A 23,883-nucleotide genomic window follows, 5' to 3' on the forward strand; every position below is an offset into this window, starting at 1 on the left:
CCTTATGCAAGCAAACATGAAAGTTTATGAAGTTGTCTGGCCCAGCCACAAATGTCGAATCGACTCGCTTACAGCTTCTGAACTTGGCAAAGCACCCGACAAATCCAATCCGATGAACAGGTCCGCTTCCTCCGCCTTCATGAAGGCGGGTTCGGCAAAAGCAGCCGCGACAATCACATATTTAAATCCGGCCGAACGTTTTAAATTCAGACATGCGCCGGCGACTTGCCTAATGGTTTCCTTGTTCCATTCTCCATAATGGCAGGCTGGATATGTAACGGTACGGCCCTTGAACGGCTTTTCGATCAGATCAAGCACATCCCTCAGCTTCTCAAGCGCTGCCGTAGCCTGATACGGCGCCTCAGCGCCGGAAAGACCGGTTACCGGCAGGATTGCCGTATCCAGATAAGGCTGAAGCTCCGCCCATTGCTCAGGGGTAAGATCGCTGAATTTCATCGTAATTCATTCACCTTTCTTTGTTCCATTCTGTTTATAATGTCGCTTCGCTTAACTTATCCTATTATCCTATCACATAATGATGGACAAACAAATGGCCCGCAACCGCTTTCGGATCTTCATCCGGCGGTGCAGGCCAAATCGGCTGTATGGAGCAGTATATCGCCCACTTATACGTGCAGCAGTTTCAGTTCTTCTGTCAAACGCTGGAACGTATCCCTGTCTCCAGAGATAAGCGCCTCATCGATCGCCTGGTACAGCCGGTCTTTGCGGAACTTAAGCACAACCTCGTCCAGCATCATTTCCGCAGCAAGTCCCAGCATTGCTTCATACGTCACTTTCATTTTGTCCATAGGATACACCTCCAACACCGCGCCTAAGAGATCCTATATTCATTCCTTTCGCCATGAAGGCTTCCATCGTCCGTGTCTCATACGTTGCAATCGTCTTTTTTGTCCGGTTATCGACGATTAAAGCAGGCGATTCAAGTGAAGACATATAGGTTGAACTTTTCTTCTAAACTAACCGACGAGCGAACCGGCTCTTACTTTACTATATTCAGGGCAGCCAGCGTCGCTAAGGACGTTGGCCCTTACGAGCAACGAATGTGCGTTTGCCCGTCTGTGTCAGGGTTCTTCAGTTCAAAACAATAGCGTCATTCTCGATGCTTAATCCCGCTACGATGGAACGTCCAATCGGTGTCATGCGGACAACCTGCCCGCTTGCCGGATCATCTCCGATCCTGAGCAGCCCCAGATGCATCATCATCCCGAGCAAGCGCTGTTCCAGTATCGTTTCCGGTTGATCGTAGTAGAAAGGTTTTATATAGGGGGTCAGCACCGTTTGCAATGAGGCAAGCTTCACCCATTTGTGCGACAGCTGGTCAATCCAGTGTACGATAGCCCTGATGTTGGGAATAGCGCCTTTATACAGACGCAGCCAGAACACATAAAGCTTGTCCGACGGCTCGGGGATCCGCTTCAGCTGGCGCTCCTTCCCGGCAGATGTCAAAGTAAGCAGGGAATCAGCCTCGGATAACCATCCGTTATAGTAACAGTAGTCGTAAATCAGGGACAGCCGGTTCGGGTAATCTTTAATCCTCCGCCCATAACCAAAACGCCATTCGCCTCTTGCGGGAAATGCCTCCTTCACGCCAAAGCGGTCCATGATTTGCATCATGCTGCGCTTATACATGACACTATCAGAAGTCAGAGGGATTTCATTATGGTAAACAAAATCCAGGAAATGCATGACATCTTCACCCAAAATAAGCTGCTCATCCCGGTAAGCGTGAGGTTCTTCCTCCACATAGACCGCTTGGGCAAGAAACTGTTTGCCCAGCGTTTCCTTGAAACGCTCCTTCAGATCGCTGGGAACTTGAAACAAATACCGGTTGGGGCCTTCATAGCCGTTGAACAGCCATCCATACTGCTTGAATCGGGATATCGTCTCGCGCGGCCCGCTTTCCACAGCGGGTACTGGCGACTTTTTCGAACGCTTGGCAGGTTTTTTCGTTTCCTTGGCTGTGGGCTGCGGCAGAACACTGGGTGTTACAGCCGCTGGCTCAGCAGAAGTCTGACCGAACTTGCTTTGCTGCACACGTGCGATCAGTTCTTCCAGGCTGAACGAATCTCTGGAGTCAAAGAGCAGCGAGTTGATAAAACGCAAATCTTCCATTTTCATTGAGCCGATTTGAGTCTCAAACACTTCCCTGCGGTTTACCGTTGATAAAATAGACTGGATCAACTCATTCTTTGAATTACCGCTGCACTCGCATCGGTAGGTAGTCGCAATACGGCTTAATTGACCGATGTCCGCGTAACTGAGCATATCCGCCAATTTCAACTTGTCCGCCCCCATTCCCGGTTTCTCTTGCAGGTTTACTACCATTATGGGAACTTTAACGGATTTTATAACCTCGGAACATAAAAAAAAGCCGCCCGACCGTCAGGACGGTCAAGCAGCTTAGGCAGATAATGGTCGGGACTTAATGACGTTCGGCATGGATCTGTTCCAGATGTATAGCGCAATTATGGAGCAATGGTATCCACTGTTTATCCGAACGCTCCATAATGGAAAAAGACATATTCACAATGGGTTTATCCTCCAGATCACTGCACATCGCCTGCATTAATTGAGCCAGCAAACTTCCGTGTGTGACAGCAAGAATATTGCCTTTGGAGTTGTTCTCCGCTGCCTCTTCAACAAAAGAAAGTGCGCGGATGCGAAGCTCTTCATCCGTTTCCTGCCCGCTGTCGCTTTTCCGCCAATCCGGGCCCCATCGTTCCATACGCTCTGATTCCGTTGTGCCCTCGATAGCGCCGTAATACCGCTCTCTCAGACGCTCGTCTGCCGGCAATAGCGGGATGCCAAGCTTCTCTGCTATAATCCGTCCTGTTTCCCGGGCACGGCTCAGATCGCTTGTTACTACCCCGTCCCAGCGTATCTCTTCACCGCTAAGTCTCGCCGCAAGGGCATGAGCCTGCCTGATCCCTTCCGCATTAAGCGGCGTATCCGTTTGACCCTGGATTTTACCAAGCGCGTTCCAATCGGTTTTGCCGTGACGGATAAGTCCGAGTCGCAATCAAAGCCCTTCTTTCTTGTTGGACATATACTTAATTTCGCGTTCGCGAAAACCAGTTCAGGATAAGCAGCGTCATAATCATCCCAAGCAGGGAAAAAGCAACCCAGTACTGCGGAATGGTCGGTACAACATTAAGTATTATGGGATCACTGATGCTGGCCACTGGAACATCCGCATAAAAAGCGGCGCTGATGACCGAGCTGTCGTTGGATGCGTCAGCTGTATCCAGCATCCCTGTCATTTTGGCAACATCGGCAGTAGAAGAACCATCATAGCCAATCATAAGGTAAAATAAACCGCAAACGAATATAGCCATACAGCATGCAATGACCGCTGTCATGTTTCGGCGGAATGTCCGGGTGAATTGATAGCTGCGGGTAGGAATCGGCATCAGCCAGCTTTGCTCGCTGTAAATCCGTTCCATCACATCGCGGTTCACATGATCAATGGGAGCCATTTCGTCCTCATTGTCGGAGAAATCACGAATCAATTCTTCACTTTCCTGCCATATGCGAAAATCCTCCCTGCATGCTTCACAGGTTAGAAGATGCTCATCTACCATTATACGTTCTTTATCATTCTCGGGCAAATCCCAATAGATGCCAAGCGACTCTTGAACTTGGAGGCACTTCATCACGTTTTCATCCCCTCGTATTCCTCCAGCAATGGCGAATCGCCGAAATACGGTTCAAGCTGTACTTTAACGCTGCTGCGTGCACGAAACAATAAGGATTTGACCGAGCTTACCGTCTGTCCGAGGATACTGGCAATCTCCTGGTAATCCAGTTGATCGTATTCCCGCAGAATAAGCGCGGAGCGTTGTTTCTCGGGCAGACTGTTGATCGCTTCCCTTACCATCGACATCCGCTCATTTTGCAGCAAACGATGCTCAGGCACCGTATCGAGAGCTGCTGTGGGCATAAAGCCGATTTCATCAAGCGACACATTGCCCGTCTTCTGCTTGCGCAGCTCGCTTAATACCGTATTTCTTGCAATGGTGTACAGCCATGTGGAAAAGGAAGCATCAACTTCCCTGAACGAATGCAGGCTGCGGTACGCTTTGTAAAAGGATTCCGAGCATAGATCCTCAGCCAGAAGCTCAAGCTTTGCGCTCTTGAGCATGTGATAGATGAAAGCAAGGATTTTACGTTGGTAGCGCCGCATCAGTTCCGAATAGAGCTGTACGTTACCGTCTTTGATTTCGCGTATTAACTGGGAATCGGTCATTCGCGGGCGACCCTCCTTGGCCATAGGAGTACTCCGCTTCGGTATAATATTGTACCGAAACAGGAGGAAAAAGTTGCGCGGCTAAGGCAAAATAATGAATTTTTTTATAGCAGGCAGAAACGGCTGACGCCTTCCTTGGGGCAGCACGGCAAATTTCTTCGCCATGGAAATATGCAGAGTATAGACAAAAGTTTATACTTTTTTATATTTTAACGAATAGAATTCGGGGAATGAGACCAAATTCCTGCTTCTTTCGACATGTTTTATCATCCCACATTTTTACAGACGATACGTTCATTGTAACATAGAGGTCCATATTGAAAGATAAATTTTTCTCAAAATTATCGGGTCGAACGGATAAACGCGAGTATGTAAAAACCCCGAGCATCTGTCTGCCATAAGATTAGACGGAAGAAGTACCGTTAAAGTTTCACTTTAGAAGAAAGCGGATCAGGAAAAAAAATGCACAGGACTTGAAACTGCTTCAGTTTATAGAAGAAAGCATAAAAAAAAGGCCGCCTCTAGAGGCGGCCTCGCACATAGTGCGAAGGATTGGATAGGAGTGGAGAGAAACCATACTGTACTTTTATTATATGTATACGTTTTCATTTTGTCAATAAGCGTTTTCATAAATAACAGATTTATTTTAAAAATGGACAGGAAATCCAATTTCATCCATTTTGGCCACAGCCTGATCCAGATCCTCCTGAGTACGAAAAGACAACCGAAGCACGCCGGGTACATCTTCCCTGCTCTCGATAATATGGATATTGCTCAAATTGATTCTGCTGTTGCCGAGCTCAGTCGCCACTTTGCCGATGATTCCCGGGTGATCGGGCACGTCGACATAGCATTCGTAGATCGAATGAATCATGCCTTTGCGTCGTTCAGGCAGCTGGCTGCGGAAAATTCCCGCTTCCTGAAAGGCTCGCTCTATCCCCTCGCCATCCCCTGCTTCAAGCATGTGAATGAATGTCTGAATTTCAAGATTCCAATCCTTGAGCAGCTTGAGCAGCACACCGCTGTTATTGATCAGAATATCGCGCCATACAACAGGATCGCTGGATGCTATACGGGTAATATCGCGGAAACCGCCTGCGGCAAGCACGCTGTTCAGCGGATTCTTCTCATTATAGCCGCGCACCTGATTGACGAGCGCCACAGCAATGATATGCGGAAGATGGCTGATAGCCCCAACAATCTCATCATGCTCCTCGGGATTCACGTGGACGATATGCGCCTTGGTCAGCTTGATCAGCCCGGTCAGCTTGTCCACATCGCTGCTCGGCGTACCCGCTGCGGGGGTCAAAACATAAAACGCATTCTCAAACAAATATGACGAGGCTGCTTCAACGCCTGAGCGCTCCGATCCTGCCATGGGATGTCCGCCTATAAAGGTGACGTCCTTGCCGAATAATCTGCTGGCCGTCAAAGCCACAGATGCCTTGGTGCTCCCGACATCCGTAATAATACAGCCGGGCTTCAGCTTCATGGCGCTAAGCTCGCGCACATATTGCTCCAGGTTTCCAACAGGTACGCACAGAAAAATAAAATCCGCACCCTCAGCAGCATCATGCATGGACGTTGTCGCATAATCGACAACGCCTCTCTCCATGTACTTGGTTGCGGATGATTCGCGTACAGAATGACCGACGACGGTGAGCCCCGGCTTGCCCTTGAAGCACAAAGCCAGCGACCCGCCCATCAGTCCGACGCCGAATATTGCAATTTTAGTCATAATATTAACCCAGCACCGCCGCTTCTTGAAGCACTTCTTCCAGAGCCCGGATAAACGACTGATTCTGTTCCTGACTGCCCACCGTTATGCGGATATAAGTCGGGTAATACGTCCAGCGGGCACGGGAGATGATCCCTCTGCGCAGCAAACCGTCAAATACCTGCTGAGATGGCAGCTTGGCATCGAACATCACAAAATTGCCTTGCGATTCGAAATAGCTCAGACCCATGCGATCAAATTCCTGGTACAGATAGCGCCGTCCCTCTTCATTGCGGTCCCTGCAATTGTTCAGGAAATCAAGATCGGCCAGAGAAGCGACGGCAGCAGCCTGAGCGAACCGCGTAGTATTGAAGGGCTCACGCACCTGGTTCACGTGGCGGATCAGGCCGGAATGCGCAACTCCGTAGCCGATACGAAGCGAAGCCAGGCCGTATACTTTGGAGAATGTCCGCAAAATAATAATATTCTCATGCCCGCGCAGCAGCTCGAGGCTGTTCGGATATTCAGCATTTGTCACATATTCGAAATAAGCCTCATCCAAGGCAATAATGATATTTTTCGGCACCTGGCTTACGAAATGGGCCAGTTCGTCTTCATTGTTGATCGTTCCGGTTGGATTGTTGGGATTGCAAATCCAGATGATTTTGGTGCGGTCCGTGATCTTCGCCAGCATCGCCGGCAGATCATGCGTACCGTCCTTGAGCGGCACCTCAATCGCAGTCCCTCCCTCAATGACGGTATTATGCTTGTACTGCGGGAAAGTTTCATCCGCCATGATGGTCTCGTCTCCGGGAGACAAATATGCGCGGGCCAGCATCAGGATGACCTCATCAGAGCCGGCACCGAAAATAAGCTGATTGCGTTCCACCTGCAGATAATCGGCAACAGCGCCGGTTAATGCTGTACTGAAGCTATCGGGATAGATGGAGATATTCGCAAGCTCATCCTGGATCGCAGCTTTCGCATGCTCCGAGCATCCGAATGGATTTTCATTGGAAGCAAGCTTAATGACTTCAGTAAGTCCAAGCTCACGTTTAACCTCTTCAATCGGTTTGCCGGGTTGATACACAGGTAAATTTACGATACTTTGTTTAGGCTGCACCAATAGTCACCTCTTTGATTAATGAATTAACATTCAAGCTTCATTGTCTCATAAGTCGCTTTCATTTTAAAGGGAAAGATAAAACAGCTCCATTTTCCAAAAATGACCTTGAAGTGTCGGGAACTATTATTGTTGCTATAAACAAAGCCGGACCGTTACACCGCATCGGATGCCTATTTACAGCTTATGAATTGAACACTCGCCAACAACCATCGAAAAAAGCTCTGCAGGAGCGGCCCGAAGGCATCACTTGCAGAGCTTTTTCTACTTATCGGCGGCGGCCTCATGGAAAGAACAATCCGGCAATTCGCCGCTAGCCTTTGAGGGCGCTGACGAATGCGCGGATCTGCTCCAGACCTTCGGCCTTTGTTTGCGGCTCGTGAAGCAGAGGCAGCACCTCTTCGATTTTACGGACAATCGCGCTTCCGACGATCACACCGTCCGCCTGCTTCCCAAAGCGTTCAACCTGCTCGCGGCTGGAAATCCCGAAGCCAACCGCGATAGGCACCGACGAGTTATTCCTGACCGTGGCCAGAAATTCGTCGATTCCCTGATGAAAATCGGCACGGACCCCGGTGACACCAAGAGAGGATACGCAGTAGACAAATCCGCGCGCTTTGCTGGCAATCCGTGCGACGCGGTCGTGAGAGGTTGGAGCGACGAGCGGGATCAGATGTATATTCGCCTGCTCTGCCATGGAACGGACTTCCCCGTCCTCTTCGATCGGAAGATCGGGAATAATAAGACCGCTGATGACCTTGTCCACAATGAAGCGGAAGAATGGCTCAAGGCCGAACTGGAGAATCGGATTAAAGTAGGAAAATAGAATAAATGGAATCTGAACGCCCGCCTGCCGTGCGGTTTCAGCTACCTGTACGCAGTCCGCAAGCGTGACTTTGCCATTCTTCAAGGCGCGCTCGGAAGCGCGCTGAATGACCGGTCCGTCGGCCAGTGGATCGGAATACGGCACGCCAAGCTCAATCATATCCGCTCCCGCAGCCTCAAGCGATTGGATAATTTCAATCGAGGTCTCAATATCCGGATCGCCAATCGTGAGGAACGGGATCAGAGCGGTCCCGCCCTCCTTGCGAAGAGCCTCGAAGGCTCCGTCTATACGATTCAAGCTGCTCATCCCTGCTCGCCTCCCAGATAGCCCATGATGGCCTGAACGTCCTTGTCGCCGCGCCCCGAAAGGTTGACGACGATCATTTGATCCGGGCTCAGCTTGGGAGCCAGCTTCGTGACTTCGGCGATGGCATGGGCCGATTCAAGCGCCGGGATAATACCTTCAGTGCGGCACAGCAGCTGCAGCGCATCCAGCGCTTCTGCATCCGTAATCGGCACATATTGGGCGCGTCCGGTATCTTTGAGATGGGCATGCTCCGGTCCGATACCGGGATAGTCCAAGCCTGCGGAGATGGAATGCGCCGGCTGTACCTGTCCATATTCATCCTGCAGCACGTAGCTGAGCGATCCCTGGAATACCCCATGCCTGCCTTTCGTCATGGTAGCCGCATGCTCCTCAGTGTCCACGCCTTTGCCTGCGGCTTCGACGCCGATTAGCTTGACCGATTCATCGCCAATGAACGGGTAGAACATCCCGATCGCGTTGCTGCCGCCGCCAACAGCTGCGACGATATAGTCGGGCAGCCGGCCGGCTTCTTTTTGAATCTGCTCCCTGGTCTCATCGCCAATAATGCGCTGGAAGTCGCGTACGATCATGGGATACGGATGCGGACCTGTAACAGAACCCAAAATATAATAAGTGTCATCAACATGGCTGACCCAGTAACGCAGCGTCTCATTACAGGCGTCCTTAAGTGTGCGGGTGCCGGACATGACCGGAATAACCTCAGCGCCCAGCAGCTTCATCCGGAACACATTCAACTCCTGCCGCTTGGTGTCCTCTTCCCCCATGAATACCTTACATTCCAGCCCCAGAAGAGCGGCCACCGTCGCCGATGCGACACCATGCTGGCCTGCTCCGGTCTCGGCGATGATCTTGGTCTTGCCCATTCGTTTGGCAAGCACGCCTTGTCCGATGGTGTTGTTGATTTTATGCGCCCCTGTATGATTCAAATCCTCACGTTTCAAATAAATCCTGGCTCCGCCAAGATGCTTGGTCAGCCGCTCCGCATAAAATAACGATGTCGGACGGCCTGAATACTGGTTCAGCAAATACCGGACCTCCGCAATGAAATCCGGATCCTTGGAGTAATGCTTGTATGCTTCTTCCAATTCGAGAAGCGCGTTCATCAATGTTTCCGGCACGTAACGTCCGCCGAATTTGCCAAAACGCCCGTTTGCATCCGGGACCTGGTTCATACGCCTTTCACCCTTTCCACAAAAAGCCTGATTTTCTCTATGTCTTTCATTCCATCCGTTTCCACTCCGCTTGACACATCAACGCCATCCGGCGAATACCGCTCAAGCAGTCCGGCGACATTATCCGGATTGAGTCCTCCCGCCACATAAAGCGGAACACCGATCCCGCGTGCCGCCTCACGATAGCGGTCTATCACCTGCCAGGCAAATGAACGGCCCGTACCGCCGCCTGCCGTGTCGATCAAGATAGCGTCAACAGCGCCCCGGTAAGCCGCCAAACGGTCAGGTCCGGAAGATTGACCGTCTGCAGCCTCACCATTGCCAACCTCCCCTGAAGGAGAATTCCCCGCCTGATCGTCTTCGGTTACGCTTAGCGTCTTCCATACTTCTACGCCCAGTTCCGTCTTGATTGCAGCACACAACTCCGGGGATTCTCCGCCATGGAGCTGGACAATGTCCAGCGGCGCAATGGCAAGCAGATCGCGGAGTGTCATCAGGTCGGCATTGACAAAGACTCCTGCTGTCCTGGGAGCTTTACCCGCAGGCGTGCGCAGCTGGCGCACCTCATCAATAAGTTCGGCAGCCAGCTCCGGCGCAACCTGACGCCGGCTGCTGGCAAACACAAAACCGATTTCATCGACGGGCAGACCATTCATGAGTCGAATGGTTGCCGCATCGCGCAATCCGCAAATTTTCACCCGTGTACGTCTGGCCTGATTCTCTTCACCGTTCATTAATGATTCACCGGTCCCATAAGCTGCCCTACAGCCACGCCGACATCAGGCTGACGCATGAAATATTCGCCGACCAGAACGCCTTTAGCTCCTACAGCTTGCAGATAGGAAATATCCTGCGGGGATGATATGGCGCTTTCGCTGATAACTGTGACACCAGGAGGAACAAATCCAATAAGCTGCTCCGTCGTTTTCAAATCAGTGGCAAAGGTTTGCAGGTTGCGGTTGTTGATTCCGATCAGCGTCGCCTTGCCAAGTCCAAGCACCGACTCCATTTCTTCCTGATCGTGGACCTCAAAGAGGACATCAAGGCCAATCGACTTGGCCAGATCATGCAGCTCCGACAATAATGTGGGACGCAAAATAGCGGCTATCAGCAGGATGGCATCCGCGCCAATGGCACGGGTCTCATACACCTGACGGTAATCAACGATGAAATCCTTGCGCAGCAGCGGCAGCTTCACAGCGGCTCTGACCTCCGTCAGAAACTCATTGCGGCCTTGAAAATAATCCGCATCCGTGAGTACAGAAATACAATCGGCTCCCGCTTCTTCGTAGGTCCGCGCCAATTCAACGGGATGAAAATCAGGCCGGATCACCCCTTTGGAGGGTGATGCCTTCTTCACCTCCGCAATCAGACCAAGGGAACGTTTGGTTCCTGCGGCGAGCGTGCGCTCGAACCCTTTGCAGGCAGGCAGCTCGGCAATGATGCGCTCATATTCATTTATTGAAAAATGCTCGGCCAGATCATCGACTTCTTTGCGTTTGGAAGCTACGATTTTATCCAGAAACATAGGCAAGCTCTCCTGTCATTTCAATTAATTGCTGCAGCTTGGCCGCTGCCTTGCCAGAGTCAATGATGCTCTTGGCCGCCTCAACGCCCGTCCGCAGCGAATCCGCAGCACCGCCCATAAACATACAGGCTCCGGCATTGGCCAGCACAATATCACGATAGGCGCCGCGCTCTTCTCCGTTAAAGATCCTTCTAATGATCGACGCGTTAACATCCGCCTCACCGCCGACGATTTCACTCAGCTCATGCCTTGGCAAACCAAGCTCCTCCGGCGTAATCGCATAGGTACGGACGACGCCACCCTCAAGCTCCGAAATTTGGGTGGGCGCGGAAATGCTGATTTCGTCCAGCCCGTCAAAGCTGCTGACAACCATGGCCCGTTTTAGCCCCAGCTCGCCCAATACCTGAGCTACGGTTGCTGTCCGCGCCATATCGTAAAGCCCCAGCAGCTGACGGTCGGCTCCGGCCGGATTGGTGAGAGGTCCCAGCATATTGAATATGGTGCGGAATCCGAGCTCCTTCCGCGCTGCCGCCGCATGCTTCAAAGAGGGATGGTATAGTTGGGCAAACATGAAGCATATCCCGATCTCCTCCAGGCATTTTGCCGCCTGGTCTGCGGACAGATTGATCTGAACGCCAAGAGCCTCCAGCACGTCCGCGCTGCCTGCTTTGCCAGACATCGCGCGGTTGCCGTGCTTGGCCACCCGAACGCCCGCAGCTGATGCGATCATCGCCGAGGCTGTGGAGATGTTGAATTTATGAATGCCGGAGCCGCCTGTTCCGCAGGTATCCAGCAGTCCCTCCTGCAGCGTTTCCACCCGGTTGGAGTGGGTGCGCATGACCTCGGCGAAGCCGGTGATTTCTTCCTTGGTCTCGCCTTTCATCCGCAAAGCGGTGACGATTGCGCCAATCTGCGGTCCTGTAGCCTCACCCTTCATAATAATGCTCATAACCGATCTCGCATCTTCACGGGACAAATCATTACCGGCAATTACCGCCGCCAGCGCGCGCTGCATCGATATCGTTTCGGTTTCCATGCTCCGCTCACCCTTTCGCATTGGCGTAATAGTCCGTATTGATCATGTTCACGCCCCGCTCCGGAGCGGAGAATACCGCTTCGGCTGCGCGAACGGCCTTCAGCATCGCTTTAGCCTTGTTAATCGTCTCCACATATTCATTCTCCGGCACCGAATCCCATACAATTCCGGCCCCTGCCTGCACATAGGCCTTGCCATTCTTGAAAATAAGCGTACGAATGGTAATACAGGTATTCAGGCTGCCGCCAAAACCGAGATACCCGATGGCCCCGGCATAAGCGCCGCGCGCCTCGTTCTCCAGCTCTGCTATGATCTCCATAGCGCGCAGCTTCGGTGCGCCGGATACAGTGCCGGCCGGCATACAGGAGACAAATGCATCGAAGAAATCTTTATCCGGGCGAAGCTTGCCCGATACGTTCGAAACAATATGCATCACATGGGAATAGCGTTCAATATCCATATAGGCATCGCAGTGGACGCTGCCGAATTGGGATACGCGGCCGATATCGTTGCGGCCTAGATCAACAAGCATCAGATGCTCGGCCCTCTCCTTCTCATCGGCAAGAAGCTCCTGCTCAAGCAGCAGATCCTCCTCTTCCGTCTTGCCCCGCGGACGCGTACCGGCGATGGGCCTGGTCTCCACCCGATCACCGTCCACCTTGACAAGGGCTTCAGGGGAAGTGCCGACGATGACCTCATCATCCATTTTTAAATAGTACATGTAAGGAGACGGATTCATATTACGGAGTATTCTGTATACATGCAGCGGCTCGACATCCGTTTCGATGCTGAAGCGCTGGGACAACACCACTTGGAACACATCGCCTGCGCGGATATACTCCTTGGCCTGATCCACATTTGCGATGAATTGCTCCTTCGTCAGATTGGATTCAACTTCGCCCAGATCCGGATCAGCCGGTATGGTTCCTCCTGCCATCAATGGCGCAGGCAGCGGCTGCTGAATGCGTTCAATAGCGGCCTGAATCTTCGCCAGCGTCTCTTCATAAGCCTGGGCAATGACGCTGTCTGTCGCGGCATTCGGGATATGGACATTGCCAATAACCTGAATCTGCTGCTTGAAGTGATCAAAAACGATGACCTGGTCGCAGAACATAAACTGCAAGTCATTCATATTCATGTCATCAATACGGTGGGGCGGCAGCTTCTCATAATACTGCAGCAAGTCATAACCGAAAAATCCGATCGCTCCGCCGGTGAACGGAGGCAGCTCTGCGATTGACGGACTTCTGAACGAACGCAAATGCGCCTTCAGCAGCTCGATCGGTTTATCGCGGAGAATCTGCTCCTCGCCTCTTTGCTCCACAACCATCTCGCCATTCTTGCCGCGGATGAGCATAAAGGGATCCGTGCCGATAAAGGAATATCGTGCCCATTTCACTCCGCCTTCTACGCTTTCAAGCAGGAAAGCGCGGGGTTCCCGGTAAAAATGCTGAAACAGCCGGATCGGTGTCTCGGTATCCGCCATAACATGGCGTACGATCGGGATCAAATTGTAGGTCCCTGCAAGTCGAATAACCTGCTGCAGCTCCTGATTCATGTCAATCTCTCCTCTTTTTATGAAAATAAAAAAACTCCCGCCGTAGCAGGAGTGTTCATGTCAGAAGATGGAACATGAGTGCTGGAACGCGAATTAGAGGGCGTCGTCTATTCATTACGGCCTTAAGCGGCACAGCAAATGAACGACTCATCCTGCTTGAAATCGTGTTGGTACCTCAACTACTCTCAGCTCTACTCATCTCATCTGACAACATAAACGCTGCCTTTGCTCAGCTCTGCTCTAACTATTGCATCATTCGTATTTCCACACTATACACCAGGGGCAATAAATCGTCAATATGGGTTGGGTTCAATTGTGCAGAACCGGACTATCTGGTATTCTTGACTCTTTGCCGATTATTTATTAGTTAAATCCGGCCGGAGCGCCTGGGCGCCTCCATAATAGACATGCTCGATCTGCTTCTGCGTTTTGTCCGTATTGACCAAGACCATCAGCCTGATGCATTTTTCCAGGCTTCCCTTGACCGGTACTTCAAGCGCGCACATCAGAGGAACAAGCTCCCAGCCGGCCATCTGACGGATGGCGCTCGCCGGGAAGGTTGCGTCAAGATCATGAGTGACGGTTATGAAAACATTGCATATATCATCCGGAACCAGCGCATTGGCATTCACAATACCCTTCAGCAGCTCCAGGGTTGCTGTTAAGATAGGTCCTTCTTCATTAACATCGACTGTAATGGCACCGCGTATTCCTCGAACACTCATGCTTGAACGGCCTCCTGTTTCAATTGCTCCACGATTTCTCTTACAAGAGCCGTGGAGACGGATTTGTTGATTTCCACATGACCAATTGCAGTCGGGACAATAAAGACCATCGTGCCTTCGAGAAATTTCTTGTCATGGCTCATCGCTTCCATGATTCGATCGGTATCTAGATGCTCCGGCAGACGAACAGGCAGTCCAACCCGCGTCAACACGCGCTTCGTCACCGTCAGCACCTGTTCTGGGGCACCCAGCTTGACAGCCAGACGGGCAGAGCCTACCATACCGATGGAAATCGCTTCGCCGTGAAGCAGCTCGTTATAGCCCGCCACAGCTTCCAGCGCATGTCCGATCGTATGGCCCAGATTCAGAATCATGCGCAGGTCGTTTTCCTTCTCGTCCCGGGAGACGACAGCCGCTTTCACACCGCATCCTTTGTAGAGGGCATAGCCCAGCGACTCGGGATCCAGAGCGAGCAGACGTTCCGCATGATCATCGCACCATTGAACAAATTCCGCGTCCCAGATCAAGCCGTGCTTGACGACTTCAGACAGACCCGCACTAACCTCGCGCGGAGGCAAGGTTTGCAGCGTATTTAAATCATAGAGGACAAGCTCTGGCTGATGAAAAGCGCCGATAATATTTTTGGCCAGCGGATGGTTGACCGCAACCTTCCCGCCGACGCTGCTGTCGTGCGCAAGTATCGTTGTTGGCACCTGTACAAATTTGACCCCTCTCATATAGGAGGCAGCCACGAAACCGGCAAGGTCCCCTACAACGCCGCCCCCAAGCGCAACAACCGTCGACTTCCGGTCAAGACCCGCCTGCAGCGCTTTGGTCATCAGCGACTCGAAAACAGAGAGTGACTTTGAACTTTCTCCTGAGGGAACAACGGCGGATGTAACCTGATAGCCGGCTTCTTGCAGAACCGCCGCAAGCTTGGCCAAATGCCGCTCCGCCACGCGTTCGTCAGTCACAATCAGCATTGGCGATTTCTTGCCGATTCCCTGCTTCACAAACAGCTCTCCTGCCTGATCAAGCAGCCCTTCCCCGATATAGATCGGGTAGGATCGCTCTCCCAGTTCAACAGTGAGCTCACGCATCGCGCTCATTAGTAGCGCCCTACTTGAGCAAGATAGTTGTCATAATTGGCGCGAATCTCTTCCATCGAATCGCCTCCGAATTTTTCAAGGAATGCCTTGGCCACTTCCCAGGCGACAACATGCTCCATAACCACGCTGGCAGCCGGAACCGCACAGCTGTCCGAACGCTCCACCTGGGCTGTAAAGGGCTCCTTCGTATCGATATCAACACTTTGAAGAGGCTTGTAGAGCGTCGGAATAGGCTTCATTACGCCGCGTACTACTATCTGCTCGCCGCTGGTCATTCCGCCCTCGAAACCTCCCAGACGGTTGGATGCGCGGTGGTAGCCCCTCTCCTCCGAATACATGATTTCATCATGAACCTTAGAACCTTTCATCAGCCCCGCTTCAAAGCCGATCCCGATCTCGCAGCCCTTGAAAGCATTAATCGATACAACCGCCTGGGCAATCCGTCCGTCCAGCTTGCGGTCATATTGAACATAGCTGCCCAGTCCCACAGGGACCCCTTCGACGATGCACTCGACGATACCGCCGATCGAATCGCCTTCCAGCTTGATTTGATCAATGTAGGCCGTCATCTTCGCTTCCGTTTCCTTATCCACCACACGAACCGGCGATTCCTCTGTGAGTGCAATCAGCTCATCAATTGGCAAATTGTTGGCCGGGGCTTCAATCTCTCCGATCCGGATAACCTGGCCTGCAACCTTAATGCCGAAAGCAGCCAGAAACTGCCTCGCCACCGCTCCAACCGCTACACGTGCAGCCGTCTCGCGGGCGCTTGACCGCTCCAGCACATTGCGCAGATCCTTCAGATTGTATTTCAGTCCCCCGTTCAAATCGGCATGACCCGGGCGCGGACGATGAACTCTGCGCTTCTCCTCATCTCCCCCTTCGATGGGCTCGATGTTCATCACGCTTGTCCAATGCTTCCAGTCCTTGTTCTCCACGACAAGCGCAACCGGCGCTCCGGTTGTTTTGCCGTGGCGCACACCGCCTACTATGTTCGCCGTATCCTTCTCGATCTGCATGCGGCGTCCGCGGCCATGGCCCTTCTGCCTGCGATGCAGCTGAAAATTCAATTCTTCAAAATCCAATTGCAGGTTGCTTGGCAGCCCTTCAATAATAGCCGTCAGCTGCGGACCATGGGTCTCTCCTGCTGTCAAATAACGTAAACTCACGTTAGTGCTCCTCCTTCAAACCGAACAACGAAAATCGTCACCAGGCTTCTCTTGTTTTACGCCCAAATATCTTTGCTCATTATAGTATAGCCTTGCCGGTTTGACAAGGAATTGGAGGCGCCTGCCCGAAATACAAAAAAGCCGTCTATCGCGCTTTTGACCAAGCGTGACAGACAGCTTCTCCAACCTTTTCCCTAACTGTTAACGGATTGCTTGTCCAGCCTGACTTTCGGATCCGCCGACAAGTAAGGATCAGTCATCAATCCTGAAAGCTGGGCCATATCAATGCCAAGAATCTGTGCGCACTCCTGGACATTGATAAATCCCCGTTTGTAAGCTGCTATGACTTTCCGTTTATCCATTATGAAACCTCCAACGCCGTTTGTTTCTAATTGTTAGTATTGGAGAAATTGGAAAACGATATACCCTGCTCACAGCTTGCGGCGGTAAAAGAATGTTTCCTCGGTTTCGAAATCATACTGCGAAGGATTGAATATCTGCTCTGTGCTGCCGACAAACAGCAGTCCTCCGGGACGGAGCGCCTGCGAGAACTTGTGATAGAGCAGCTGCTTGGCTTCCTCGGTAAAATAGATCATAACATTGCGGCAAACGATAATATCAAAATGACGCTCGAAGGGATCATTCAACAGGTTCTGTTGTTTGAATGTGATGGCTTTCTTCAACCGGTCAGTTATGCCATAATGATCCGTCCCCTGCCTGGTCATATATTTTTGCAGGTAGTTCTTCGGCACATCACGGACAGACCGTTCATGATAAACGCCCGCTGCCGCCTTATCCAGAACAATCTGGTCCAGATCGGTAGCCAGAATGGAGGACCGGTCCAGCGCTCCCAGTTCAGCCGTGATCATCGAGAGCGTATAAGGCTCCTCGCCGGTGGAGCAGGCAGCGCTCCACATCTTGATGCGCCCGCCGCCTTTGAGCATCTCCGGAATAAAGCGTTTCTCCATCGCTTCCCATCTGCCGGGATTCCGCCAGAACTCGGAAACATTGATGGTCATGCGATCAAGGAATTCATTCATCAGTTTAGCATCATGCTCGATTGCCTTCCAATAGGAGGCGAAGGAATCAAAGCCGTACTTCTGCCGCAGCGTTGTCAGCCGCCGCTTCATCTGTGCTTCCTTATACTGCGTCAGGTCGATATCTGTCTTGTCTTTTATTCGCTTTGAAAAAAGAACGAAATCCATATCCTCCAACCGTCATACCTCCGCTGCCTGCCATGCTCCATTAAATCCAGTTCTGAATGGTCTGCTCATACTCAATCAGCTCATCTTGTCTGAAGAAAATGCCGATCTCCCGTTCAGCACTTTCCGGTGAATCCGATCCATGAATAAGATTGAAATTCGTATGTACGGCATAGTCGGAACGAATGGTTCCGGGAGCTGCTGCGATGGAATCCGTCTTGCCGATCAGCGCACGGGCAAGAGCGATGACATTGTCCCCCTGCCAAACCATAGCAAATACAGGACTGGACGTAATAAAATCAACAAGCGGCGGATAAAACGGCTTGCCGATATGCTCTGCGTAATGACGCTCGGCGAGCTCCGGAGTAATGCTCATGAATTTTGCTGCGACGAGTTTCAGTCCCTTGCGCTCAAAACGGGAAACGATTTCTCCGATTAATCCCCGCTGAACGCCGTCTGGTTTGACCATCAAAAATGTCTTTTCCATCATAAATTCCTCCTCGCTGATGCTAATAATTCCGTTTGGCTACAAAATGCGCGATATCCGTCAGGTTTTTCTTTGCAGGTATATCCGGCAAATCGGCAAGAGCCTGGGTCGCTTTGCTGATATAGCGGGCTGCCAGTTCCTCAGATATCCGGATTCCTGCGCTCCTACGTATAATGTTCAACGCTTTTTTCGTATCCCCTGCCCCGTCGGACTCGCGAATTTTATTTAATTCGTGAAGCAGCTGCTCCCGCCCCTGTTCCTGCAGCGCAAGCAGAACAGGCAATGTGATATTTCCCTGTCTGATATCCGAACCGGGCGGCTTGCCAATCTGCTTCTCTGTTCCAAGCAGATCCAGCAGATCGTCCCCGATTTGAAATGCCATTCCCACATTATAGCCAAAGCGGTACAGCCTGTTGGAGACCCACCATTCCGCTCCCGCTGCAATAGCGCCAAGCTGGCAGCTGGTGGCGATAAGCAGCGCCGTTTTGCGGCGAATCCGCAATAAGTAATCGCGGATCGACTGTTCCGTATTGAAGAAATCGCGAATCTGCTCCATTTCACCGATACACATCTGAACCATCGCTTTGGACAAAATCTGATGGATAAGCGGATTTTTGAGCTCAGTCACAATAGTGAGCGCTTTACCAAAAATATAATCGCCCGTGTACATGGCGATCCGGTTATCCCATTTGCTTTTGACCGTCAGCTGCCCGCGGCGTGTGTCAGCATTGTCAATCACATCGTCATGAACAAGTGAAGACATGTGAATCAGTTCAAGCGAAACCGCGATTTTTTCCAGCGTTTCCAGCCGGTATTCACCGAATTTGCCGGATAGCAGCACGAATACGGGCCGGATGCGTTTGCCGCCGGCTTTCAGCAGATGGGTGGAGGTTTCGCTCAGAAGGGAGTGATCCGATGTGACGCTTTGCGCCAGCTTCCCTTCGAGAATATCAAGATCGGATTTCATTTTGGCATAGATATCAAGTAGTTTCATTCGTTCACCTGTAGGGCAGTATGATCTGCAAAAAACTCCATCCGGACATGATGGTCAAGCAGGCCAAGTGATCGGGCATATTCAAAATACAGCGACAGCCCCTTCTGCTCCTTCGTTCCAAAGTTATAGGTCAATTCCCGAAAATAGCGCTGCCAGTATTTCTCAGTTCCGCCCAACTGGGCTCTGGCTTTGCTGACTAAAGGCGCAGTGTCCGCAAGGCTGCGGCGCTTGCTGTCCGTTAATGCCTGCAGCACCTGAGATACCGCCTTCGGATATGCTGCTGCCGCAGCCTTATGCACCGCGAACAAGGCAAAGGTCATGCCAAGGCCAGTCCAGCTGCGCCATAGTTCACCAAGATCAATGACTGTAAATCCCTCACTGCGCCATGATGCCTGAATCGCCGGGTCACCGATGAGAAGAGCGGCATCCGCACTGCCCAGCATCTCGTCAAGCGAAGGGTCCATTGTAATATAGTCCGGTGAAGCCTTGTAGTACAAGGACATCAGGATTTTGAGCAAATTGACCGAAGTCGCCGAAGTGGATGTCAGAGCGATCGTCCCCTTCAGCACTTTCTCCAGCGGCTCTTTTGTAATCAGCAGTATTGAATTAACCCGTCCCGCCGCGCTGACTGATAAATCAGGCAGCAGCAGAAAGCTGTCCGCATACTGCGCATAGGCGAACGATGACATCGAGGTGATATCGATTTCTCCCCGCTGCATGGCCGTATTAAGCGCAGAGGGCACTCTCCTGTCGATAATAAAACGGTCAGCCGGCAGCTGCTCTTCGGCATAGTGAAAAATCGGCCAGACGTTCGTATAGTCAATGCGTCCGATGGTGATCGGGCGGTTCAGCCCCATGCTACTCATCTCCCCATCTTCTGTACAGTTGATGTTCGATCGGCAGCTGATCCAGTACTTTTCCCACGAGAAAGTTGACCATATCCGCGACCGTTTGCGGTCCGTTATAAAAGGCGGGCATCGCCGGAATTATTTTGACGCCAAGTCTGGCCAGGGTCAGCATATTCTCCAAATGTATCGCATGAAGCGGAGTTTCCCGCGGAACCAGCAGCAGCTTGCGCCCTTCTTTCATCATGACATCCGCCGCGCGCGACATTAAATTATTCGAGCTTCCATGCGCGATTGAAGCAAGTGTACCCATTGAGCAGGGCATCACGATCATTCCCTCGACCCGGTAAGATCCGCTGGCGATCGTGGCGCCTATGTTGGCATTAGGATGAAAAACAAGCCTGCCCTCATCAAGCTCCGCTTTGAATTTGTCTTCGAGCGCCGCTTGCCTGCGGGTAGTGTCCCATCCCAATTCTTCCTTCAGAACACGCCAGCCTGATTCCGTGACAACCAGATGAACCTCCACATCAGATGCAAGCAGAACTTCAATCAGGCGTATGCCATATACAGAGCCGCTTGCTCCCGTGATTCCGACAACCCAACGCTTGCGCACCTCCGGGGTGCCTGCGCCTACCATTGGTGAAGCACCATCAGATCGATTAGCGTAAAACCGAATAATGTGATGCTGAGCGCCCCGTTCATTGTGAAGAACGCGGTTTGGACGCGGCTTAGATCGGCAGGCTTTACAATCAGATGCTCGTAGAACAGGATGCCCAGTGCGATGACCACCCCAAGCAAATAACCCCAGCTTAAGTTGGTCATCCAGAATAAGGTAAGGAAGCCCGCAGCCGTAATCAGGTGAAAGAGACGCGCAAGCCAGAGAGCGCCTGATAGACCAAAGCGCGCGGGAATGGAATGAACGCCTTCCTTGCGGTCGAAATCGAAATCCTGGCAGGCATAGATAATATCAAATCCCGCCAGCCAGAAGGTTACCGTTCCGAAGAGAATCCATGCCGGCCACGCGAATTCTCCCGTTACCGCCACCCAGGCGCCAAGAGGGGCGAGACCGATGGTCAGTCCAAGCACCAGATGACAAAGCCAGGTGAAGCGTTTGGTGTACGAATAAAAGACCAGCATGAGAACCGCAATCGGCATCAGCTTGATGCATAAAGGATTGAGCTTCGCTGCTGCAAAAAACAAGACAATAAATGATATCGCGATAAACAGGATAACTTCTGAGGTTTTCAACAAACCTGCGGGTATGGCACGTTTCTCCGTACGCGGGTTCTTCTTGTCAATCACCCTGTCAATCACCCTGTTGAGTCCCATTGCGGCGCTTCTCGCGCCGACCATGGCAAGAAGCACCCAACCGATCTCGCTCCACTGCGGAAGCCGGTTTTCCATAACGACTGCTCCAAGCAATGCGCCAATAAAAGCAAATGGCAGGGCAAACACCGTATGCTCCACCTTGATCATTTCCAAAAAAATTCTGAATTTGCGAATCATGCTTCCTCTGTTCCCTTCGTTCCGATATGCAGCGCGGCAATACCACCAGTCAGCGGGTACGCGCGAACGTCTCGGAGACCAATCTCCCGGTATACAGCCGCCAGCTGATTTTGGTCCGGGAAAGCCTTAAGCGATTCCGGAAGCCATTTGTATTGCTCATAACGCTTGGCAAAAAGTTTGCCCAGATTCGGTAAAATACGTTCGAAATAAAAATAATAAATCGACTTGAACGGCTGCCATACAGGCTTGGACAGCTCGAGACAGACCACTTGGCCGCCCGGCTTGACGACGCGCTGCATTTCTTTGAGCACCTGCACAAGATCCGGCACGTTGCGAAGCCCGAATCCGATGGTTGCATAATCAAACCGGTTGTCCTCGAACGGCAGTTCCATAGCGTTTCCCTGCACAAGCGAGATCTGGTTGTCCAGGCTCTCCCGGTCGACTTTCTGCTGACCGACATCAAGCATATTGCGGCTGAAATCCAGCCCGAACATCTTGCCTGTCCCGCTTGCGCGCGCGAGCGCAATCGTCCAGTCGCATGTGCCGCAGCACAAGTCAACGGCCGTTGCGCCCGGTTTGACGTTCATTTTGCGCATGGTGAAGGAGCGCCATGCCTTATGTCTGCGAAAACTGAGCAGATCGTTCATCAGATCGTATTTGGGAGCGATGCTCTCGAATACAGCATGAACATGCGTCTCTTTGGAATTGGATTGCATTATCTTTGATCACCTTCTCTCGCCGTGGACGGAAGCTGCAGGCATCAGCGGACGCCGGAATGATTCTCCGATCTGCAGCAGCTCGCGTACGAGCTTGTCGGACTCAAGCCTGGAAGCGGCCGCTTGAACATGCGCCACGGCGTTTTTCAATTTATCAGCCAGTTGGCTGCGTATATCATACTTGGCAAGAAGAGCGTCGACAAAAAAACTGTCAGCGGTCTTGTCGGCAAGTCCCTGCTTCTCTTCTTCGCTTCCCTCATCCAGGACATGCCAATAGCCCCAGCTGCCGCCGAAACGCTCCGGCTTCTCGCTGCGGGCCAGTTCGTCCAGAATGACCTCGCATCGGCCGAAGCCCTGCAGAAGCACCAGCCAGTCACGAACTGCTTTATCATCCAGAATGTCCGTAAAAGCCTGGAACAATTCGGTTTTCAGCTGAATGCACTGGTTCAGATAATCCTCAGCCGTCACCCGAAGCTGCTTCATCTTCACGTACAAATTCATTTTCAGCTTATTGACTTCACAAACTCCTTCGCTGATGCGCCTGATCATATCCACCTGTCCGGCTTGTGCCAGCAGATGATAAAACCGGCTGCTGAAGTAGTCCCCTGCGAGCACCTTAAGCTGGCGCGAGCGCATCTCACGTTCAGGGACATGTCCGGAATCGGAATCAATCATATCGTGGGTATCCATACCAAGCTGTACAAGAGCGGCAACCAGCGAGTAAAGCTCGCTGTGCAAAAGAGGCGTGCGTTGGTTGGCCAGAAAAGCGAAAAGCAGCCGAATCCGCGAATCAGGAAACTCCGGCAGCTCCGTGTGTGTCTGAATCATCTCATGATCCGTGTACTTCTTGGCTAGTTCAGGTATTCTGTATGGTTTCATAAGGTCAAGCCTCCGGACAGATCAGCGAAAACAGTGCTGTTCTATAATCTAAATTATTATATCATTTTGTCAAGCGTTGCGCTACAAGCTACCCCCTTGTGAATGGGTTATCCAAAAGAGGGACATCTGATTCAGTCAGCTGTCCCCAGACGGATAAGTCCTTCCTGGGATACCGACAAACGCAGCCTCTGTCTCCACTCCGGGCTTGACAGCAAATCCGTCTCTGCGAGGCCTGTCAGCTCGGTAGCCAGCCAATCATCTGTCTTCCTGACGTCGGCGGCTGCCAATACCCGCGCGGCTGACCGTGCTGTATCCCCTCCAGAGGGGATCGGCTCGACAAAACGCACCAGAACACGGTTCACGTTATCCGTCCGCACAAAGGCCAGTTCCAGCAGCCTCTGCAGATCAGCCGCCCATTCCCTGTTTTCATTGCCCCGGCCATCCACGACCAAATCTATCGAGAGCGCAGCCTGATTCCAGGCTACTTTCCTGATCGCAAGCGACAGCTGCAGACCGATCATGGAATCGACCAGATTTCCGCTGGTCAATTGCTTGATGGGCATCAATCGAAAAACGGCTATATCTCCGCTGCGCTGCGGCATGTCCTGCCGGAAATGAGGAAGTGCGGTTAAAAGAACGGTTATTGCCAGTGTTACCGCTGATGCAAGGATAAGCCTCTTCCATACGGACATGCTGC

Annotated in this window: 27 protein-coding genes; all 27 read right to left on the reverse strand. The window is 51.9% G+C overall.

Annotation, left to right across the window (positions count from 1 at the left end):
* Positions 1-24: 24 nt before the first annotated feature.
* The 27 genes from ACFOLF_RS05195 to ACFOLF_RS05325 all read right to left on the reverse strand — a co-directional run bounded on the left by ACFOLF_RS05195 (position 25) and on the right by ACFOLF_RS05325 (position 23,878).
* On the reverse strand, positions 25-456 hold the full coding sequence (locus ACFOLF_RS05195) for a DUF2487 family protein (RefSeq protein WP_210041378.1): 432 nt from the start codon (positions 454-456) through the stop codon (positions 25-27).
* 170 nt (positions 457-626) lie between these two features.
* Positions 627-809, reverse strand: a complete 183-nt coding sequence (locus ACFOLF_RS05200) for an IDEAL domain-containing protein (RefSeq protein WP_210041380.1) — start codon at positions 807-809, stop codon at positions 627-629.
* Between the two features lie 283 nt (positions 810-1,092).
* Positions 1,093-2,301: a hypothetical protein gene (locus ACFOLF_RS05205; RefSeq protein ID WP_210042257.1), complete on the reverse strand. Its 1,209-nt coding sequence runs from the start codon at positions 2,299-2,301 to the stop codon at positions 1,093-1,095.
* A 142-nt stretch (positions 2,302-2,443) separates the two neighbouring features.
* Positions 2,444-3,040, reverse strand: coding sequence for a histidine phosphatase family protein (locus ACFOLF_RS05210; RefSeq protein ID WP_210041382.1), 597 nt, complete (start codon positions 3,038-3,040; stop codon positions 2,444-2,446).
* A 31-nt stretch (positions 3,041-3,071) separates the two neighbouring features.
* Positions 3,072-3,674: an anti-sigma factor family protein gene (locus ACFOLF_RS05215; RefSeq protein ID WP_210041384.1), complete on the reverse strand. Its 603-nt coding sequence runs from the start codon at positions 3,672-3,674 to the stop codon at positions 3,072-3,074.
* Positions 3,674-4,267: an RNA polymerase sigma factor gene (locus ACFOLF_RS05220; protein ID WP_210041386.1), complete on the reverse strand. Its 594-nt coding sequence runs from the start codon at positions 4,265-4,267 to the stop codon at positions 3,674-3,676. Before ACFOLF_RS05220 ends, ACFOLF_RS05215 begins: the two co-directional genes overlap by 1 nt.
* Before the next feature lie 646 nt (positions 4,268-4,913).
* Complete coding sequence (locus ACFOLF_RS05225) at positions 4,914-6,005, reverse strand: prephenate dehydrogenase (RefSeq protein WP_210041388.1); 1,092 nt, start codon at positions 6,003-6,005, stop codon at positions 4,914-4,916.
* 4 nt (positions 6,006-6,009) lie between these two features.
* Positions 6,010-7,107, reverse strand: a complete 1,098-nt coding sequence (hisC, locus tag ACFOLF_RS05230; RefSeq protein WP_210041391.1) for a histidinol-phosphate transaminase — start codon at positions 7,105-7,107, stop codon at positions 6,010-6,012.
* Positions 7,108-7,420: 313 nt separating this feature from the next.
* On the reverse strand, positions 7,421-8,230 hold the full coding sequence (trpA, locus tag ACFOLF_RS05235) for a tryptophan synthase subunit alpha (protein ID WP_210042259.1): 810 nt from the start codon (positions 8,228-8,230) through the stop codon (positions 7,421-7,423).
* A gap of 5 nt (positions 8,231-8,235) precedes the next feature.
* On the reverse strand, positions 8,236-9,432 hold the full coding sequence (trpB, locus tag ACFOLF_RS05240; RefSeq protein ID WP_210041393.1) for a tryptophan synthase subunit beta: 1,197 nt from the start codon (positions 9,430-9,432) through the stop codon (positions 8,236-8,238).
* Positions 9,429-10,166, reverse strand: coding sequence for a phosphoribosylanthranilate isomerase (locus tag ACFOLF_RS05245; protein ID WP_210041395.1), 738 nt, complete (start codon positions 10,164-10,166; stop codon positions 9,429-9,431). Before ACFOLF_RS05245 ends, trpB begins: the two co-directional genes overlap by 4 nt.
* Complete coding sequence (gene trpC / locus ACFOLF_RS05250) at positions 10,166-10,960, reverse strand: indole-3-glycerol phosphate synthase TrpC (RefSeq protein ID WP_210041397.1); 795 nt, start codon at positions 10,958-10,960, stop codon at positions 10,166-10,168. The genes ACFOLF_RS05245 and trpC overlap by 1 nt, the downstream gene beginning before the upstream one ends.
* Entirely contained in the window at positions 10,947-11,996 is a 1,050-nt protein-coding gene (gene trpD / locus ACFOLF_RS05255; RefSeq protein WP_210041399.1) for an anthranilate phosphoribosyltransferase, read from the reverse strand. Before trpD ends, trpC begins: the two co-directional genes overlap by 14 nt.
* A gap of 7 nt (positions 11,997-12,003) precedes the next feature.
* On the reverse strand, positions 12,004-13,554 hold the full coding sequence (gene trpE, locus ACFOLF_RS05260) for an anthranilate synthase component I (protein WP_210041401.1): 1,551 nt from the start codon (positions 13,552-13,554) through the stop codon (positions 12,004-12,006).
* Between the two features lie 356 nt (positions 13,555-13,910).
* Complete coding sequence (aroH, locus tag ACFOLF_RS05265; RefSeq protein ID WP_210041403.1) at positions 13,911-14,279, reverse strand: chorismate mutase; 369 nt, start codon at positions 14,277-14,279, stop codon at positions 13,911-13,913.
* Positions 14,276-15,379, reverse strand: coding sequence for a 3-dehydroquinate synthase (gene aroB, locus ACFOLF_RS05270; RefSeq protein WP_210042261.1), 1,104 nt, complete (start codon positions 15,377-15,379; stop codon positions 14,276-14,278). The genes aroH and aroB overlap by 4 nt, the downstream gene beginning before the upstream one ends.
* An 8-nt stretch (positions 15,380-15,387) precedes the next feature.
* On the reverse strand, positions 15,388-16,557 hold the full coding sequence (gene aroC, locus ACFOLF_RS05275; protein WP_210041405.1) for a chorismate synthase: 1,170 nt from the start codon (positions 16,555-16,557) through the stop codon (positions 15,388-15,390).
* 194 nt (positions 16,558-16,751) lie between these two features.
* Entirely contained in the window at positions 16,752-16,919 is a 168-nt protein-coding gene (locus ACFOLF_RS05280; protein ID WP_210041407.1) for a hypothetical protein, read from the reverse strand.
* A gap of 69 nt (positions 16,920-16,988) precedes the next feature.
* A complete protein-coding gene (locus ACFOLF_RS05285; protein WP_379114582.1) occupies positions 16,989-17,771 on the reverse strand; it encodes a CheR family methyltransferase in 783 nt (260 codons plus the stop codon).
* A gap of 31 nt (positions 17,772-17,802) precedes the next feature.
* Entirely contained in the window at positions 17,803-18,246 is a 444-nt protein-coding gene (ndk, locus tag ACFOLF_RS05290; protein WP_210042265.1) for a nucleoside-diphosphate kinase, read from the reverse strand.
* Positions 18,247-18,268: 22 nt separating this feature from the next.
* Complete coding sequence (locus ACFOLF_RS05295; protein ID WP_210041409.1) at positions 18,269-19,240, reverse strand: polyprenyl synthetase family protein; 972 nt, start codon at positions 19,238-19,240, stop codon at positions 18,269-18,271.
* The gene (locus ACFOLF_RS05300; RefSeq protein ID WP_379114580.1) at positions 19,237-20,097 is read right to left on the reverse strand and encodes a menaquinone biosynthesis protein; all 861 of its coding nucleotides are present in this window, start codon (positions 20,095-20,097) and stop codon (positions 19,237-19,239) included. Before ACFOLF_RS05300 ends, ACFOLF_RS05295 begins: the two co-directional genes overlap by 4 nt.
* A gap of 1 nt (position 20,098) precedes the next feature.
* Positions 20,099-20,722: a UbiX family flavin prenyltransferase gene (locus ACFOLF_RS05305; protein ID WP_210041432.1), complete on the reverse strand. Its 624-nt coding sequence runs from the start codon at positions 20,720-20,722 to the stop codon at positions 20,099-20,101.
* The gene (locus ACFOLF_RS05310; RefSeq protein WP_210041434.1) at positions 20,716-21,591 is read right to left on the reverse strand and encodes a UbiA-like polyprenyltransferase; all 876 of its coding nucleotides are present in this window, start codon (positions 21,589-21,591) and stop codon (positions 20,716-20,718) included. Before ACFOLF_RS05310 ends, ACFOLF_RS05305 begins: the two co-directional genes overlap by 7 nt.
* Positions 21,588-22,307 (reverse strand): demethylmenaquinone methyltransferase, encoded by a 720-nt coding sequence (locus tag ACFOLF_RS05315; RefSeq protein ID WP_210041436.1) that lies wholly within the window; start codon positions 22,305-22,307, stop codon positions 21,588-21,590. The genes ACFOLF_RS05310 and ACFOLF_RS05315 overlap by 4 nt, the downstream gene beginning before the upstream one ends.
* Positions 22,308-22,316: 9 nt before the next feature.
* Positions 22,317-23,186, reverse strand: a complete 870-nt coding sequence (locus ACFOLF_RS05320; protein WP_210041445.1) for a heptaprenyl diphosphate synthase component 1 — start codon at positions 23,184-23,186, stop codon at positions 22,317-22,319.
* Between the two features lie 131 nt (positions 23,187-23,317).
* Positions 23,318-23,878, reverse strand: coding sequence for a hypothetical protein (locus tag ACFOLF_RS05325; RefSeq protein WP_210041447.1), 561 nt, complete (start codon positions 23,876-23,878; stop codon positions 23,318-23,320).
* Between the last annotated feature and the right edge of the window lie 5 nt (positions 23,879-23,883).

The organism is Paenibacillus sepulcri, assembly GCF_042647105.1.
Classification (GTDB): domain Bacteria; phylum Bacillota; class Bacilli; order Paenibacillales; family Paenibacillaceae; genus Paenibacillus_Z; species Paenibacillus_Z sepulcri.